Source organism: Alkalibaculum bacchi (assembly GCF_003317055.1).
Classification (GTDB): Bacteria; Bacillota; Clostridia; order Eubacteriales; family Alkalibacteraceae; genus Alkalibaculum; species Alkalibaculum bacchi.
In genome coordinates, this window is record NZ_QNRX01000027.1 from 13,807 (window position 1) to 31,074 (window position 17,268).

The following is a 17,268-nucleotide window of genomic DNA, read 5'->3' on the forward strand; positions in this document are numbered from 1 at the left end:
AAAATATAATCAATATAAGACGAACGTTAATTTTGAAATTGACAAAAATATACGTACCTATTTAGCTTCAAAGTTAAGGTTTTAAAAAGATGATTTTTAGGGGGAGAAAAATGAAACGTTTTAGTATTGTTTTTTTAATCGTAGCTTTATTAGCTGCTACAACATTAGGATGCTCAAACAATAAGTCAGAGAAAAATGGAACACAAGAAGATAGCACAAAGCCGCTAACGGTTGGTTTCATCTATATTGGACCAATTAATGATGGTGGTTATACAACATCTCATGACAATGGAAGAGTTTACTTAGAGGAGCAAATGGGAGACAAGATAAAGACCATCTACAAAGAAAATATTCCTGAAGAAAAAGGAGAAGTAGTAAAGACAATCCGTGAAATGGTGGATCAAGGCGCTAATATGATTTTCGCTACAAGCTTTGGTCATATGGATGGTGTTCTAGAAGCAGCAAAAGAATTCCCTGAAGTAACTTTTGCACATTGCTCAGGATATGAAAAAGCAGAAAACATGACAAATTATTTTGGAAGAATGTATCAAGCGAGATATTTATCGGGTATTGTAGCAGGGATGAAAACAGAGTCAAATGTTATCGGCTATGTTGGAGCATTCCCATTACCTGAAGTTATTAGAGGAATCAATGCCTTTACATTAGGTGTAAAATCTGTAAACCCAGATGCAGAAGTTCACGTAAGATGGACAAATACTTGGTATGACCCAACTACAGAAAAAGCTGCAGCAGAAGCACTACTCGCTGAAGGCGCTGATGTAACAGCTCAACATCAAGATTCAACAGCACCTATGGTTGCTGCTCAAGAAAAGGGAGCAACATCAATAGGTTATAATCTAAGCGCGAAAGAATCTGTACCAAATGCTTATATTACCGCTCCATTATGGAACTGGGGAGAGTACTATGTAGATGCAGTACAAAAAGTATTAGATGGTACTTGGACAAATGAACCATACTGGAAAGGTTTAGAATCAGGCATTGTAAGCTTAGATGAACTGACAGAATTAGCTCCAGGGGGTGCACAAGAGAAAGTTGACGAAGCAAAAGAAAGAATCGTTTCTGGAGAATTTGACGTATTCACAGGTCCAATCAAAGATCAAAAAGGTGCGGTAAAAGTTCAAGAAGGACAAAAATTAACTGACCAAGAGATGCTTACTATGACCTGGTTTGTAGAAGGCGTAGTAGGAACTATACCAGCACAATAAGTTGTAAGTTCTATGTTGTAAGTTCTATGTACCTAGTCACCTTCGGTGACCTAATGGTTTTACATAGAACTTAGAACTTACATCTTAGAACTAAAGTGTGGAGTCGAACATCTTGTTATGCAGGATTCTTCGGCTTCTATTTGTTTGATTAAGGTGGTCTGTCGTAGGTTGCGGGCTTGTAGCTCCTTATAGTCGCTACAAACCTCGCCAACCTTGACAGGGGTAATACCACTTGATTTCTCTAGCCCTTCGGGCAAGATAAATCAGGTATTACTCCCAGGTGGTAAGCAAAACCATTGCTCGCCCGAAGGCGAGCAATGGTTTTGACCCCCGTGGAATACCTAAGCCCTGGCGGCTGATTGCTGGCCGCAGGCCGCGTCATCCTGAGCGCAGCGAAGGATCTTGACCCTACAGCTGACCCAAAAGGAATACAGAATGCTAGTGACTATCGACTAATCACTAGCGACTAAAGCGCCGAAGGCGCTTAATTCAGAGGTGAATAAATGACAGAGAAAATCGTTTCAATGAAAAGTATATCTAAAACTTTTGGAAGTGTTAAAGCTTTAAGTAATGTAAACCTAGATCTGTACAAAGGAGAGGTTCACTCTCTATTAGGTGAAAATGGTGCGGGAAAGAGTACTCTCATGAATATCCTATCGGGAATCTATGTGCCTGATGAAGGGGCTCTAGATATTAGAGGAAAAAAAGTGAGACTTCGCTCTCCAAAAGACTCTATTGATTTGGGAATTGGCATGATTCACCAACACTTTAAGCTAGTAGATGTTTTGACTGCTAAAGAAAATATTATTGCAGGTTATAACAAAGGGGTCTTTGTCAAAGGTAAAGAACTAACGGAAAAGATTAAATCCACTTCCGTAAAATATGGCTTAGAAATAGATCCAGATAAAAAAGTTTACAATATGTCTGTAGCAGAAAAACAAAGAGTTGAAATCCTCAAAGTTCTTTATCGCGGTGCGGATGTTCTCATACTAGATGAGCCGACAGCAGTACTGACACCACAGGAGACGGAAGGTTTATTTGATATTATACGCAATATGGCCAAAGAAGGATGTGCCGTAGTCATTATAACTCATAAATTAAACGAGGTAATGGAAATCAGCGATAAAGTGACCATCCTCAGAAAAGGTCAGTCTATAAAGACCCTAATCAAAGATGAGACGAATGTCAATGAATTGACGGAAGAAATGGTAGGAGAAGCTATTGATTTGTCCATTAAGAGGGTTCCCTTAGGCTCTAGAAAAAAAGTCATGGAGATCAAAAACATGACTGTATTACATGGGGATCGGACAAAGGCAATCGACAATATTAGCTTTGATCTGTACAGTGGAGAAATCCTAGGTGTAGCGGGAATTGCAGGTAGCGGTCAAAAGGAACTTTGTGATGCTCTAGCAGGTCTAGAAAAGATTCATTCTGGTGATGTCTTATATCAAGGCGGAAGCATTCGTGGGAAAAAACCTGGAGATATTATTAAAATGGGAATTACCATGAGCTTTGTTCCAGAGGATCGATTGGGAATGGGTCTCGTAGCATCTATGGACATTGTAGATAATGTTTTACTTAAAGAATACCAAAAATACCATGGGGTTATGCTCCATAAAAAAACCTCTAAAGAAAAAGCGATAACCATTGTAGAGCAGTTAAATGTATCTACACCAGGTATTAATAATTATCCTGTTCGGATGCTATCTGGTGGAAATATTCAGAAAGTCCTTCTTGGAAGGGAAATTGCAGCTGATCCAAGCGTTATGATTACTGCCTATCCATCTAGAGGCCTCGATATTGCCTCGTCTATGTTGGTTTACGATCTTTTAAATAAACAAAAACAAAAAGATATCGCAGTTCTCTATATTGGAGAAGATTTAGATGTATTGATGCAGCTGAGCGACCGAATTTTAGTCTTGTATAATGGCATGATTACAGGCATTGTAGATGCAAAGACTACAACGAGAGAGCAATTAGGTTTACTAATGTCAGGTATCGTGGAGGAAATAGATGAGAATAGCAAAAAGAGATGAATTAACAGGAAATAAAGCAACATATGTTCGAATTATTGCCATCCTTGCTGCCTTAGTATTTAGCGGAATTTTTTTACTCATTACAGGACAAAATCCTCTAGATGTATATATTTCCATGATAGATGGAGCATTAGGGAGCGGGTATAGATTGACAGAAACCATTAATATAGCCATTCCTCTATTAGTTGCTTCTCTTGGAATGATGATGGCATATAAAATGAAATTTTGGAATATTGGGGCAGAAGGTCAAATCTTTATGGGCGCATTTGGTGCTACTTTCTTTGCCCTTAACTTTAATACACTGCCAAGACCATTGCTTTTAATTCTAATGGCAATTGGCGCAATGACCATGGGTGGGATTTGGCTTCTTATCCCAGCTTATTTTAAAGGAAGATTTGGTACCAATGAGACTTTATTTACCCTTATGATGAACTATGTAGCAATGAAATGGATCACTTATCTTCAATACAGCTTGTGGAAAGATCCCAATTCAATGGGTTTTCCAAGAATCGCAAACTTTGAGGAAAACGCTTTATTGCCAAAATTATTTGGTGTACATATAGGTTGGCTTATAGCCTTAGTATTAGTAGTTTTTGTCTATATTTATATGACGAGAACAAAAACAGGGTATGAGTTAGCCGTTATCGGCGAAAGTGAAAATACGGCAAGATATGCAGGTATTAGTATTAAGAGCACTATGTTTAAAACCATGCTCATTGGCGGAGGAATTGTAGGCTTGACAGGAATGATACAAGTGTCGGGAATCAGCGGTACATTGTCTGTTGAGCTAACAGGCGGTATGGGTTATACGGCTGTTATCACTACATGGCTTTCTGGCTTAAATGCACCTGCTGCAGTAGTAGTATGTTTTCTCTTTGCTATGTTAGAACAAGGGGGATCTTATATACAAACAGCTTTTCAAATTTCAGCATCTGTAGCCCAAATACTTCAATCTATCATCTTGTTTTTTGTTCTAGGTAGCGAGTTTTTTATTAAATATAAATTTGTTCGTGACAAAAAGATAAAGGAGGCTCTTAAATGATATCCTTCTTACATGCAACAGTGCAAGCAGGTACTGCTTTATTACTAGCCACATTAGGAGAGATTATTACACAAAAAGTAGGGCACTTAAATTTAGGTGTTGAAGGTATGATGCTAATGGGAGCCGTTATGGGCTTTATGGTAGGCTATAATACAGCAGATCCTATTATGGCCGTTTTTACAGCTGCTATAGCAGGTGCTATAGGTGCACTCATATACGCTTTTCTGACTGTTACCCTTAAAGCAAATCAAGAAGTGACGGGATTAACTTTAACTACCTTTGGTGCTGGCTTTGCTACTTTCGTAGGAGATAAATTAGTAGGATTTAAATTGCCAGGAGAAATCAATCACTTCTTTAGACAGATATCCTTGCCTGTAGTAGGAGATATTCCTGTAATAGGTGACATACTTTTTAATCAAAATATCTATGTATATATGAGTTATATCATTGTAATATTACTAGGTATTTTACTTTATAAAACCAATATTGGCTTGAATTTAAGAATGATTGGAGAAAATGCAGGTGCAGCAGACGCAAGTGGTATCAATGTATTAAAGTATAAGTATGCCTTTATCATGTTAGGTGGAGCGCTCTGTGGTCTAGGTGGAGGTTATTTATCTTTAGTATATGTTCCTGTTTGGCAAGAAGGAGTCACTGCAGGTATGGGGTGGATAGCAGTAGCTTTAGTTATTTTCTCTCTTTGGAACCCTTACCGAGCAATAGGAGGGGCTTATTTCTTTGGAGGACTAAGCATAATTGGCTTTAGACTTCAAAAATACAGTCTACCCATATCTATTTATTTCTTAGATATGTTGCCTTATCTTGCAACGATCATAGTACTTATCTTCATGTCTTTAAAGAAGAGTAAAGAAAACAAACCACCAAAAGAACTAAGCCGAGCGTATTTTAGGGAGGAAAGGTAATTAAGGTGGTAAGGTGGTAAGGTGGTAAGGTGGTAAGGTGGTAAGCAAAGGCATAACTCGCCTTCGGGCGAGTAAAGGACTTGTGAGACGGAATCCCTGTCATTCTGGAGCGAAGCGAAGAATCTTAGACTAGAGAGCCCGACCCAAAAAGTTTTTGCTGACCACCTGACCACCAGCCTTTTTCCAAGCTTCCGACCAGAATTTTTCCACTTTCGACTTTCCACCTTCTGCTAATGAACCATTGCTCGATAACTACTTAACAATCATTCAACTATGGTTAAAACATATTATCATTTAAAATACATGTATATTTTCAGAAAATTCTTTTAATCATAATGATTTTTTGATACAATGAAAAGAATAATAAATTTTTCCATAACTAAAAGGAGGTCTTGTATGAAAAGGTTTAATAAGGTTCTTATTGCCAATAGAGGAGAAATCGCTATTCGTATTATACGAGCTTGTAAGGAGCTTGGTATAACAACTGTTGCTATATACGCAGAAGAAGATAAGCTATCTTTGTTTAGAAGAAAAGCTGATGAGGCGTATTTAATAGAAGATCACAGAGGGCCAGTAGATGCTTATCTTAATATGGATAAAATCATCTCTCTTGCTAAAAAGAAAAATGTAGATGCTATTCATCCTGGTTATGGGTTTTTAGCAGAAAATCCAGTATTTGCTCGCAAATGTGAAAAAGAAGGCATTACATTTATTGGACCTACTTATCAAATGATGGAGCAATTAGGAGATAAGATCCAATCAAAAATCGTGGCTCATAAAGTAGGCGTTCCAACGATTCCTGGCGTAGAAAAGCCAATCACTTCTGATAAAGATGCTCTAGAATTTGCTAAAATTGCAGGCTATCCTGTTATGTTAAAAGCAGCCGCTGGTGGTGGTGGACGTGGAATGAGAATCGTTGAGAGCGAAGAAAGCTTACTTAAAGATTTCAAATCCGCTCAAAATGAAGCTCTCAAGGCCTTCGGCAATGGAGATATATTTATTGAAAAATACCTTCAACAGCCAAAACATATAGAAGTTCAAATATTAGGCGATAATTACGGAAATGCAGTACACTTATTTGAAAGGGACTGCTCTATTCAAAGAAGACACCAAAAAATTATTGAATTTACACCTTCTTTAAGTATTACAGAAGAACAAAGGCAAGCCATTTGTGAGGATGCTTTAAAAATTGCTCGATCTGTAAACTATAGAAATGCAGGTACAGTAGAATTTTTAGTAGATAGAAATGGCGATCATTTCTTTATTGAAATGAACCCTAGAATTCAAGTTGAGCATACTGTTACAGAAATGGTTACAGATATTGATATCGTTCAAACGCAAATTTTAATTGCTCAAGGGCTGCGATTAGATTCTAACGAAATTGGCATTACCAGCCAAGATGATGTACAGGTCAGTGGTGCAGCTATCCAGTGTAGAATAACTACAGAAGATCCACAAAACAATTTTATGCCAGACACAGGTAAATTAGAGGTCTACCGTACAGGTGGTGGCTATGGTTTGCGATTAGATTCAGGAAATGGATTTACTGGCGCATATATCTCACCTTATTATGATTCTCTATTGGTAAAAATGACTGCCTTTGCAAAAGATTTTGAAAAAGCGAGAACAAAAGCTGTTCGCGGACTAAAGGAAATTGAAATCGAAGGAGTAAAAACCAATAAAGACTTCTTAATAAATGTATTAGAACATCCAACATTTATTAATGGAGACTGTGATACAAACTTCATCGACCAAAATCCCGAATTATTTAAATTGAGATTTAGAGGCAGTGAAGAAAAAAGATTGTTAAACTTCTTAGGGGAAAAGGTCGTAAACGAGACAACAGGAAACAAAGCAGATTTCGATCTACCTATTGTACCAAAAGTGGACCATACTGAAATGTTATACGGAACAAAACAGATTTTAGATGAAAAAGGACCACAAGGTATTGTAGACTACATCAAATCTCAAGACAAACTACTTATTTGTGATACGACTATGAGAGACGCTCATCAATCTTTATTAGCTACTCGAGTAAGAAGTAGAGATATGATTAAAATTGCCCGTGCTACATCTGTTTTAGCAAAAGATTTATTCTCTATAGAAATGTGGGGAGGAGCAACTTTTGATGTTTGCTATCGCTATTTAAGAGAATCTCCATGGAAGAGACTAGAGGAAATCAGAGAGAGAATTCCAAACATAATGTTGCAAATGCTTTTTAGAGGAGCCAATGCAGTAGGGTATAAAAATTATCCTGATAATGTGTTAAAATCATTTATCAAACAATCTGCAAACTCTGGCATCGACGTATTTAGAATTTTTGATTCCTTAAACTGGATGGAAGCTATGAAGGTGCCAATTGAAGAAGTTTTAAAGCAAGATAAAATAGCTGAAGTAGCAATGTGTTATACAGGTGATATTCTAGATGAGAAAAAAACGAAATACAATTTAGATTACTATGTAAAGATGGCAAAAGAGATTGAAGAGACAGGAGCTCATATCCTAGCCATCAAAGATATGTCAGCCTTGTTAAAACCAGCAGCTGCATACAAGCTCATTTCAACATTAAAAGAAGAAGTGAATATTCCAGTTAGACTTCATACTCACGACACTACAGGAAATGGTGTGGCTACAGTAATAATGGCATCATTAGCAGGGGTAGATATTGTAGACACTGCTTTAAATGGTGTGAGCGGTTTGACAAGTCAACCAGCCTTAAACTCTGTGGTAGCAGCATTAGAAAATACGCCAAGAGATACTGGTATGGATATTTCTGCTTTACAACAATTATCTGACTACTGGACTTCTGTTAGAGAAGTGTATTCGGAATTTGAATCTGGCTTAAAATCAGGTAGCGTAGAGATTTACAAATACGAAATTCCTGGTGGCCAATATTCTAATCTAAAAGCACAAGTAGAAAGCTTTGGTTTAGGTCATAAATTTACAGATGTTAAAGAAAAGTATCTTGAAGCCAATGAATTGTTTGGCGATATTGTAAAAGTAACACCGTCCTCTAAGGTTGTTGGCGATATGGCAATATTTATGGTACAAAATGATCTTGACAAAGAAAATATACTGGAGAAGGGCAAAAACTTATCTTTCCCTGATTCTGTAATGGACTTCTATAGAGGCATGATTGGTCAACCAGAAGGCGGTTTTGATCCTGAACTACAAAAATTAGTATTAAAGGGAGAAGAACCAATCACTGTAAGACCAGGGACATTATTAGAAGACGTAGATTTTGAAGAGATTAAGAAGCAATACAAAGACACTTATAAATTAGAACTAGATGATAAAGATGCTATATCTGTTGCCCTTTATCCAAAGGTATTTAAAGAATATGTAGAATATTTTGCACAATACGATGAGTACATGAGAATGGAAAGTCATGTGTTCTTCTATGGTTTGAAAGAAGGAGAAGCTGCTCAGATCGAAGTGGATACTGGAAAAAGCTATATGGTAAAATTAGTATCAGTAGGTAAAACAGACGAGATGGGCAGAAGACCGGTAGTATTTGAAGTAGATGGCTTTAGAAGAGATATCTTTATCGAAGACAAAAAATCCTTAAGTGTCATCCACAAGAAAATCACCCAAATGGCAGAAAAAGGAAATCCGCAACAAATCGGTTCAAGCATACCTGGTACTGTAGTAGATGTATTGGTTAAAATAGGAGATAAAGTAGAAGTAAATCAACCACTAGCTATTATCGAAGCCATGAAAATGGAAACAGAAGTAGTAACGACAACAGCTGGGGTAGTAGATGATATTCTCATCGCAGCAGGTCAAAGTGTTCAGTCTGGGGAATTGCTTATTACGCTTAAATAAGGTGGTAAGGTGGTAAGGTGGTAAGGTGGTCAGCAAAACCATTGCTCGCCTTTGGGCGAGCAATGGTTTTGACCTCAGTGGAATACCCAAGCCGTGGCAGCTGATCGCTGGCCGCAGGCCCCGTCATCCTGAGCGTAGCGAAGGATCTTGACTCCAAAGCCCGACCAAACATAATCTCGCCCCTGGCGAGTTGTGCCTTTACTTACCACCTTACCACCTTAAAGCTTACCACCTAAACAACAAAACCACCCATTATTAAAAATGGGTGGTTTTGTTGTTTATGCGACAATTTCGTAAAAAAAATATAACATTATGTTAATACCCATGTTCTTACAAGTAAAATGGTGTATAATATTTACTATGTTGTAGTAAAGGTAGGTATTTAAATGTCTCAGATCTCTAATATTTTTGATAATCTCTTAATACTAATAAGACCATCAAGCCTTATTGATATCATAATAGTAGCTTTTGTCGCGTATAAAATTATACGTTGGATTCAGTTTACTCAAGCTGCACAAGTTGCAAAGGGTATTCTTTTTTTATTAGTTGCAACTCAAATGAGCGATTGGTTTGAACTCTATACTGTAAATTTTTTGCTTAGAAGTATTATGACTGTAGGATTTATTGCCATTATTATTGTGTTTCAACCAGAACTTAGAAGGGCTTTGGAGCAGATTGGACGAACTAGCTTCTGGAAAAGTAGGTTTACTGTAGACAACAAAGAGACAGAAAGAACTATAGGGGAGATTATTGAAGCTATTGGGGAAATGTCAAATACGAAAACAGGGGCCCTAATCATCTTAGAGAAAGAGACAGGTATAGACGATATTATCATGACAGGAACCAGATTAGATTCGATCGTCTCAAGTGAGTTAATCCAAAATATTTTTACGCCTAATACTCCTCTTCACGATGGAGCCGTAGTAATACGAATGAGTGAAAACAAATTAAAGGCAGCTTCTTGTTTGTTGCCTTTAACCGAAAATAAAAACGTAAATAGAACTCTCGGAACAAGACATCGAGCAGCATTAGGCATGTCTGAAAATTCAGATGCCATTGTGCTAGTTGTCTCTGAAGAATCTGGCGTAATTTCCTATGCCAGCAAAGGTAGATTATACCGTTACTTAGATATTAAGAGCATGAAAGAATTCTTAAAAGAAGAGTTTAATCCTAAGGAAGAATCGCCAAAGAAATTTAAATTTTGGGGGAATAATGATGAACAAGAGTGAACCTAAAATAGCCATTATAATATCCCTAGGAATTGCCATTGTGCTATGGTTTTATGTAATGGGCGAAGTAGATCCCAATGTAACTCAAAAATTTAGCAATATACCCGTTCGCATAGAAAATAGAAATAGCTTAGAAGAAAAAGGTTTGGTATTATCAGCAGATCAAGAATATACTGTGGACATTAGCGTATATGGTCGCACCAGCAGCTTGTATAATCTTCGAAAAGATATTGAAGCATCAATTGATGTGACAAATATTGATGAAAAGGGAGAATACAATTTAGAAGCAACTATTCAGGGCTTACCTGATGTGGTTCAATTAAAAAACATATATCCTGAAAAAATCGAATTAAAAGTAGACCAATTAGGAGAAAAACGACAAGAAGTGGAAATTAATATTGAGGGAAATCCACAAAGAGACTTAGTTGTCATGGGGTATTCCGCATCACCTAGAAGTGTGGCTCTCTATGGACCAGAGGAAATGCTTAAAAAAGTATCAAAAGTAGTAGGTATCATAAATGTAGAAGGAGCGGGCAGTAATATAAATGAAAGTGTTCAAATACAAGCAGTAGACTCTAATGGGAAGGTAATAGAGGGAGTAAATATAAGTACCTCTCGTTGTAATGTAGATGTTCAGATTGGTAAAACAAAAAAGGTAAAAATAGAGCCAAATCTTAAAGGAACACCTAGTGAAGATTACATAATTACAAACATTACTGTAAATCCTAAGGAAATAGTACTAGGGGCAAAAGATGATCGATTAGGAAATATTGAGAAGGTTCTTACAGAAGAAATTAATATAGAAGGAATTCAATCAAGTGTTGAAAGAGTAGTAAAACTTCAATTACCGGAAGGTACGGACACTGTCGGTAATGGAACTACGGAAGTAAAAGTAAATATTACAGTAGAAGAAAAAGTAATTAAAGACTATCAAATCAAGACTCTAAAAGTAATCAATCAGCCAGAAGACATGGACATCGTTCAGCCTAAAGAAGTAAATATTAGTATAAGATTAGAGGGTAAAAGCACAGATGTAGAAAAGCTAAATATAGAAAACATTGCACTTTATATTGATCTAAAAGAAATACTAGAAGGGGAAAACACAGTTAAAATTCAAATGGAACCCCTCGAAAGAATTACCATAAAGGCCATCACACCAAGTAATATGATGATTACTGCGGTGAAAAGAGTGACCGAGGGTGAAGAAACAGTAGAATAAGGTGGTCAGGTGGTCAAGGTGGTCGGGTGGTCAGCAAAAGCATTTCTCGCCTTCGGGCGAGGTAAAGACCCAAGCACCTGCTTTGTCATCCTGGAGCGTAGCGAAGGATCTTGACCAGCGAAGCCAGCCCAAGCTCCTGACTAGTCATTCTTGAGCACAGCGAAGAATCTAAGACCCAAAAGGAATACCAAAAAAGTTTTTGCTGACCACCTGACCATCCGACCACCCGACCACCTTAAAACAAAGGAGTATTTCATGAATTACAAAATATCAAATATCAAAATTCCAATTCAAGAAATGACGGACGATATTTTACAATACGTCTCAAATAAACTTGGGCTTAAACGTGATAATATATCCAATTTTAAAATCCTCAGCAAATCCATTGACGCTCGCAAGAGCCGACAAGGGGAATTATCTTTTATATATACGATTGAGCTTAATTATCCTAAGGACTTGACTAAAATAAAGTCTAAATGGCAGATAAGTAAAAACGATGAAAAAACCATACCTCCATTAATCCACAAGATAGATAAAAATACATTTCATAAACCACCAGTAATAGTGGGATTTGGTCCAGCGGGAATATTTGCAGCTTTAAAACTAGCCCAGTTGGGCGCAAATCCTATTGTTTTAGAGAGAGGGCAAGATGTAACCAGCAGAAAAGAGGATATTGACTCGTTTTGGAATAATGGACATCTTCAATCCAATAGTAATGTGCAATTTGGTGAGGGAGGGGCAGGCAGCTTTTCTGATGGAAAATTGACCACTAGGGTAAAAGACCCTTTAAATAGAGAAATTCTTCAATGCTTTGTAAACCATGGTGCTCCAGAAGAAATCCTATATCTTCATAAACCTCATGTAGGCACAGATATACTCAGGAATGTAATTAAAAACATTCGTCAAGAGATTATTTCATTAGGAGGACAAGTTTTATTTAACTCCTGTATGACAGACATTATTGTAGAAGGACAAAGGATAGTCGGAGTAGAAGTCAATAACAAAGATCGTTACGAAACAGAGCATCTTATTTTAGCAATAGGGCATAGTGCAAGAGACACTTATGAACTCATTGGGAAGAAGAAGGCAAATCTTGAAGCAAAAGGCTTTGCTATTGGTCTAAGGATAGAACATCCACAGAGCTTAATTAATAAAGCACAATATGGAGAGCATTGGCAAAGTTCTTATTTAAAAGCTGCAGATTATCAACTTACTTATCGAGATGAGGAAACAGGTAGAGGTGTCTATAGTTTTTGTATGTGTCCAGGAGGTTTAGTAATAGCTTCTTCTTCAGAGGATGGAGGGGTAGTTACTAATGGAATGAGTTATTATTCTCGTGGCGAAGAAAATGCCAATAGTGCTATTGTAGTCAATATTAGCCCTGCTGATTTTCATCACGACCCTATAAAGGGCATAGAATTCCAAAGAAAATACGAAAGACTTGCTTTTGAGCTAGGTGGAAAAAACTATAATGCACCAATTCAACTAGTAGGAGATTTTTTAGAGGATAAAGAGTCTGTAGCCATTGGAGATGTAAAACCTACTTATACACCAGGTATAACGCTTTCTAATGTAGCATTAGCTTTACCCCACTATGTGTCAAGCTCTATTAGGCATGCACTGCCACACTTTAATCAAAAGCTAAAAGGCTTTAGTACCTACGATGCCATACTAACAGGAGTGGAAACCAGAACCTCATCACCTCTAAGAATTTTAAGAGACAAAACAACAAGAGAATCGCTAAACATCAAAGGTCTCTACCCAATAGGCGAAGGCGCTGGCTACGCTGGAGGCATTATGAGTGCAGCGCTAGATGGACTCAAATGTGCTTACTTTTTAGCTGAAAGCTAAAAAAGGTGGTCAGGAAAAACAAAACTCGCCTTCGGGCGAGGTAAAGACCAAGCTCCTGCTTAAGTCATCCTGAGCGCTAGCGAAGGATCTCTACTTACTACCTAATAAAAAATAAGCTATATACTTGAAGGGTTTTAACTCTCAATTCTAAATTGTAAATTCTCAATTGTGCGCAAAGCCTACGAAGGATCTAAGACCCGAAAGGAATACCCAAGAAAGTTTTTGCTTACTACCTCAAGAAGTTCCGCTTTCCGCTAAGCGTAGTTCCTTATTGCCGTATTTAGGAAATTACGATATAATAAGATAATATTTAATCAGGAGATGAGGATCGTGGAAATTACAGTAACAAGGACAAATTCACCAAAAGTAAAACCTGATGAGAGTAGTTTGGTTTTTGGTCATGAATTTACAGACCATATGTTTGTTATGGATTATAAAGAAGGGCAAGGTTGGTATGACCCTCGCATTGTGCCCTACGGACCCTTGACTTTAGATCCATCAACCATGGTATTCCATTACGGACAAGAGACATTTGAAGGGTTAAAAGCATACAAAGCAGAAGATGGTACCATTCAACTATTTAGACCAAAAGATAATATAAGGAGAATGAATCAGTCTAATGATAGACTTTGTATTCCTGCTATAGATGAAGATCTTTTCTTAGAAGCAATAAAGGCAGTAGTAAAAATAGACGAAGATTGGATTCCAACAAGTCCAGGAACTTCATTATACATTAGACCATTTGTTATCGCTACAGATCCGTTTATCGGTGTAAAACCATCATCAACATATATGTTGATGATTATCTTAAGCCCTGTAGGCTCTTACTATAAAGAAGGATTAAATCCTACAAAAATCTATGTAGAAGACGAATACGTAAGAGCAGTACCAGGTGGCACTGGATATGCTAAAACTGGTGCAAATTATGCAGCTAGCCTTAAAGCACAAGTAGAAGCTCATAAAAAAGGTTACTCCCAAGTATTGTGGTTAGATGGTATCGAGAGAAAATATATTGAGGAAGTTGGAACAAGTAACGCTTTCTTTAAAGTAGACGGCAAAGTCCATACAGCTCCATTACAGGGAAGCATATTAGGCGGAATCACTAGAGATACCTCAATAGAGTTATTAAAGAGCTGGGGAATAGAAGTAATAGAAGAGCCATTTACCATTGATGATGTTATGAGATGGCATCAAGAAGGAAAGCTTGAAGAAGCATTTGCGACAGGAACAGCAGCTGTCATTTCTCCAATCGGCATACTAGGTTGGAAAGGTAATGATATACAAATTAACAATCAAGAAATCGGAAAAATATCTCAAAAACTATACGATACAATCACTGAAATCCAAAACGGAAAAGAAAAAGATACATTTGATTGGATTGTTAGAGTATAGAGTTAAAAACGTAAAGTGTAAAAAATTATCTTAAGGGCTCCAATGGAGTCCTTTTTTGTGTTATAAAAAACTCCTACTTTTGACATCAGATTTTGATCCAAAAGGAATACCCTAATACTAGGGACTAATGACTAGCGACTAAAGTGCCACAGGCACTTTCTTGTCGTCATCCTGAGCGAAGCGAAGGATCTTAACCCCCAAAGACCGACCCAAGAAATGCCTTTGCTTACCACCTGGGAGTAATACCGGATTTGTCTTGCCCGAAGGGTAAGACAAATCCATTGGTATTACCCCCTGTCAAGGTTGGCGAGGATTATAGCGACTAGAAGGAGCTACAAGTCCGTAACCTACGACGTACCACCTTAATGTTAATCACCTTACAAAAACTGTCACACTTCTCATACACTCTTGCATATAATAATTATATTTTAAACACTATGGAGGTGTATAGGATTATGACAAAATACTATATTATAATGACAGGTGAAGCCGATAAAAAATGGGGACTCTTAGATAGCAGTTCAAATGAAGTGATAAAAACGTTTGATAATAAAGAGAAGGCAATACAGTACGTAAATCAATTATGTAGTTCAGAAAATGCATGCTCTATAGTAATAAACGATCAGACAACTCATCAATATTACTCTGAAGATTCAGATTCGATGACAAATACATAGTATTAGCGGAAAGCTGAATGCGGAAAGTGGAAGACTCGCCTATAGGCGAGATGGAGAAAAGCAAGATCCTTCGGCTAAAGCCTTCAGGATGACAACAGTAGTAGCTAGAGTCAACATGTGCCCCAACATAAAGAAAGACCCTAGAACCATTCCAAACAATCATTCTAAATTATTAATTCTTAATTGTGTGCGAAGCACGCTTAGGTCATCCTGAAGTGAAGCGAAGGATCCTTGCAAACTAATTATAAGAGCATAAACTATATAATGAACTATTATTAGAATAAAATGCAAAACCTTCAATGAACACTGAACATTGAACAGTATAAATATGCGACGATTTACTTAGCTTTTTATTGTTAACTGTTCATTGTTCTATGTTCACCGTTCATTGCGACGTAAGTCGCATATTTGCTGACCACCTGACCACCTGCATTTATCCATGAATAAAAAGTATATAACCAGGTCAATAATACTACCAAAGAATTTTTGGAGGGTTTATGATTGGATAAAGTAGAAAAAAACAAAAAGACGATAATCGATAAAAAAATGATTAATCAATATGTACAGATCATTAAAATAAAGATCCAAGCATTTAAACACAAAAGGCAAGCAGAAAAAGAAAGAATAAAAACAAAAAATCAAAATGAACACTTCGTCAGCTTGATTGAAAAGACTAAACTTGAATTAGAACAGTCAAAAAACTTTTTCGCTAATGTAACCGACCCAGACTTAGTAGACTATGCCGCACATAAGATTCTCGCCAATCAATATTTTTATAATTATCTATTAAAGAAGGCCAAAAAAGAAAATATTAAAGCTGAATTATAAAAAGCGAATAAATATTACCATACTGAAATACTTATATAATAGGACAAGGATGGTGATATTAAAAATGGGCTTAGAATTAGAAACAGATGCAATTATCAATAGTATAATAAGTGGATTTGGAGGGTTTATGATTGGATAAAGTAGAAAAGAGTAAAAGGATTATAATTGATAAAAAAATTATAAATCAATATGTACAGACTATTAAAGTAGAAATTCAAGAATTTAAACACAAAAGACAAGCAGAAAGAGAAAGAATACAAACAAAAAATCAAAATGAATACTTTGTCGGATTGATTCAGAAAGCCAAACTCGAATTAGAACAGTCAAAAAACTTTTTCACTAATGTAACAGACCCAGACTTAGTAGACTATGCCGCACATAAAATTCTCGCCAATCAATATTTTTATAATTACCTATTAAAGAAAGCTAAAAAAGAAAATATTAAAGCCGAATTATAAAAAGCGAATAAATATTACCATACTGAAATACCTATATATTAGGACAAAGGATGGTGATATTAAAAATGGGCTTAGGATTAGAAACAGATGCAATTTTAGCTTATTCTATTGGATTGTTAATCTTATATTTTTTTGGGAGCACATTATTTAAGGCATTCAAAATACCAGTACGCTTCGTTGTGTCAGTCTTTATCAATAGTATAATAGGTGGATTATTGCTCTTGCTCTTAAATATGTTTAACTTCGATATAGGAGTAAATCCATGGAATGCTCTAGTAATAGGTATCTTCGGGATTCCAGGGCTAATTTTATTAATTGTGCTAAAATTGATCTTGGCAGTATGAATAAAGGTGGTAAGGTAGTAAGGTAGTAAGGTGGTAAGGTAGTAAGACCAGCTAAGTCTTGTCAATAATTTTTTTAAGAAATATTATTATCGGTTTTTTAGTATAGCAAACAAACCATTATCGAAACACGAACAATGGAAAAGTTAACTATAAAAAGTGATGTTTGAAATTATGCTGCGGTGAGATGATGATTTTTTAAGAACAATACTTGATGTTCT

13 protein-coding genes are annotated in these 17,268 nt (G+C 36.6%); all 13 read left to right on the forward strand.

Annotation, left to right across the window (positions count from 1 at the left end; all coding sequences use genetic code 11):
* Nucleotides 1-110: 110 nt before the first annotated feature.
* The 13 genes from DES36_RS13955 (at nucleotide 111) to DES36_RS14020 (ending at nucleotide 17,050) form a co-directional block, all read left to right on the forward strand.
* On the forward strand, nucleotides 111-1,226 hold the full coding sequence (locus tag DES36_RS13955) for a BMP family ABC transporter substrate-binding protein (protein WP_113921826.1): 1,116 nt from the start codon (nucleotides 111-113) through the stop codon (nucleotides 1,224-1,226).
* Between the two features lie 503 nt (nucleotides 1,227-1,729).
* On the forward strand, nucleotides 1,730-3,262 hold the full coding sequence (locus DES36_RS13960; protein ID WP_113921827.1) for an ABC transporter ATP-binding protein: 1,533 nt from the start codon (nucleotides 1,730-1,732) through the stop codon (nucleotides 3,260-3,262).
* Entirely contained in the window at nucleotides 3,240-4,304 is a 1,065-nt protein-coding gene (locus DES36_RS13965) for an ABC transporter permease (RefSeq protein ID WP_113921828.1), read from the forward strand. Before DES36_RS13960 ends, DES36_RS13965 begins: the two co-directional genes overlap by 23 nt.
* Nucleotides 4,301-5,227 (forward strand): ABC transporter permease, encoded by a 927-nt coding sequence (locus tag DES36_RS13970; protein WP_113921829.1) that lies wholly within the window; start codon nucleotides 4,301-4,303, stop codon nucleotides 5,225-5,227. Before DES36_RS13965 ends, DES36_RS13970 begins: the two co-directional genes overlap by 4 nt.
* A 396-nt stretch (nucleotides 5,228-5,623) precedes the next feature.
* The gene (locus tag DES36_RS13975) at nucleotides 5,624-9,052 is read left to right on the forward strand and encodes a pyruvate carboxylase (RefSeq protein WP_113921830.1); all 3,429 of its coding nucleotides are present in this window, start codon (nucleotides 5,624-5,626) and stop codon (nucleotides 9,050-9,052) included.
* A gap of 386 nt (nucleotides 9,053-9,438) precedes the next feature.
* The gene (gene cdaA / locus DES36_RS13985; RefSeq protein WP_113921832.1) at nucleotides 9,439-10,281 is read left to right on the forward strand and encodes a diadenylate cyclase CdaA; all 843 of its coding nucleotides are present in this window, start codon (nucleotides 9,439-9,441) and stop codon (nucleotides 10,279-10,281) included.
* Nucleotides 10,268-11,500: a CdaR family protein gene (locus tag DES36_RS13990; RefSeq protein WP_170128337.1), complete on the forward strand. Its 1,233-nt coding sequence runs from the start codon at nucleotides 10,268-10,270 to the stop codon at nucleotides 11,498-11,500. Before cdaA ends, DES36_RS13990 begins: the two co-directional genes overlap by 14 nt.
* A gap of 255 nt (nucleotides 11,501-11,755) precedes the next feature.
* On the forward strand, nucleotides 11,756-13,351 hold the full coding sequence (locus tag DES36_RS13995; RefSeq protein WP_113921834.1) for an NAD(P)/FAD-dependent oxidoreductase: 1,596 nt from the start codon (nucleotides 11,756-11,758) through the stop codon (nucleotides 13,349-13,351).
* 330 nt (nucleotides 13,352-13,681) lie between these two features.
* Entirely contained in the window at nucleotides 13,682-14,743 is a 1,062-nt protein-coding gene (locus tag DES36_RS14000) for a branched-chain amino acid aminotransferase (RefSeq protein ID WP_479722706.1), read from the forward strand.
* A gap of 455 nt (nucleotides 14,744-15,198) precedes the next feature.
* Nucleotides 15,199-15,420: a hypothetical protein gene (locus tag DES36_RS14005; protein ID WP_113921836.1), complete on the forward strand. Its 222-nt coding sequence runs from the start codon at nucleotides 15,199-15,201 to the stop codon at nucleotides 15,418-15,420.
* 501 nt (nucleotides 15,421-15,921) lie between these two features.
* Nucleotides 15,922-16,248, forward strand: a complete 327-nt coding sequence (locus DES36_RS14010) for a DUF2508 family protein (RefSeq protein WP_113921837.1) — start codon at nucleotides 15,922-15,924, stop codon at nucleotides 16,246-16,248.
* Between the two features lie 131 nt (nucleotides 16,249-16,379).
* On the forward strand, nucleotides 16,380-16,706 hold the full coding sequence (locus tag DES36_RS14015; RefSeq protein ID WP_113921838.1) for a DUF2508 family protein: 327 nt from the start codon (nucleotides 16,380-16,382) through the stop codon (nucleotides 16,704-16,706).
* A 50-nt stretch (nucleotides 16,707-16,756) separates the two neighbouring features.
* The gene (locus DES36_RS14020; RefSeq protein WP_207657473.1) at nucleotides 16,757-17,050 is read left to right on the forward strand and encodes a pro-sigmaK processing inhibitor BofA family protein; all 294 of its coding nucleotides are present in this window, start codon (nucleotides 16,757-16,759) and stop codon (nucleotides 17,048-17,050) included.
* Nucleotides 17,051-17,268: the final 218 nt, after the last annotated feature.

Excerpts from the sequence above, each read along its gene's own strand:
- DES36_RS14005 (WP_113921836.1), top strand. The coding sequence starts at position 15,199 with ATGACAAAATACTATATTATAATGACAGGTGAAGCCGATAAAAAATGG.
- DES36_RS13990 (WP_170128337.1), top strand. The coding sequence starts at position 10,268 with ATGAACAAGAGTGAACCTAAAATAGCCATTATAATATCCCTAGGAATT.
- cdaA (WP_113921832.1), top strand. The coding sequence starts at position 9,439 with ATGTCTCAGATCTCTAATATTTTTGATAATCTCTTAATACTAATAAGA.
- DES36_RS14020 (WP_207657473.1), top strand. The coding sequence starts at position 16,757 with ATGGTGATATTAAAAATGGGCTTAGGATTAGAAACAGATGCAATTTTA.
- DES36_RS13960 (WP_113921827.1), top strand. The coding sequence starts at position 1,730 with ATGACAGAGAAAATCGTTTCAATGAAAAGTATATCTAAAACTTTTGGA.
- DES36_RS13995 (WP_113921834.1), top strand. The coding sequence starts at position 11,756 with ATGAATTACAAAATATCAAATATCAAAATTCCAATTCAAGAAATGACG.
- DES36_RS13975 (WP_113921830.1), top strand. The coding sequence starts at position 5,624 with ATGAAAAGGTTTAATAAGGTTCTTATTGCCAATAGAGGAGAAATCGCT.
- DES36_RS13970 (WP_113921829.1), top strand. The coding sequence starts at position 4,301 with ATGATATCCTTCTTACATGCAACAGTGCAAGCAGGTACTGCTTTATTA.
- DES36_RS13965 (WP_113921828.1), top strand. The coding sequence starts at position 3,240 with ATGAGAATAGCAAAAAGAGATGAATTAACAGGAAATAAAGCAACATAT.
- DES36_RS13955 (WP_113921826.1), top strand. The coding sequence starts at position 111 with ATGAAACGTTTTAGTATTGTTTTTTTAATCGTAGCTTTATTAGCTGCT.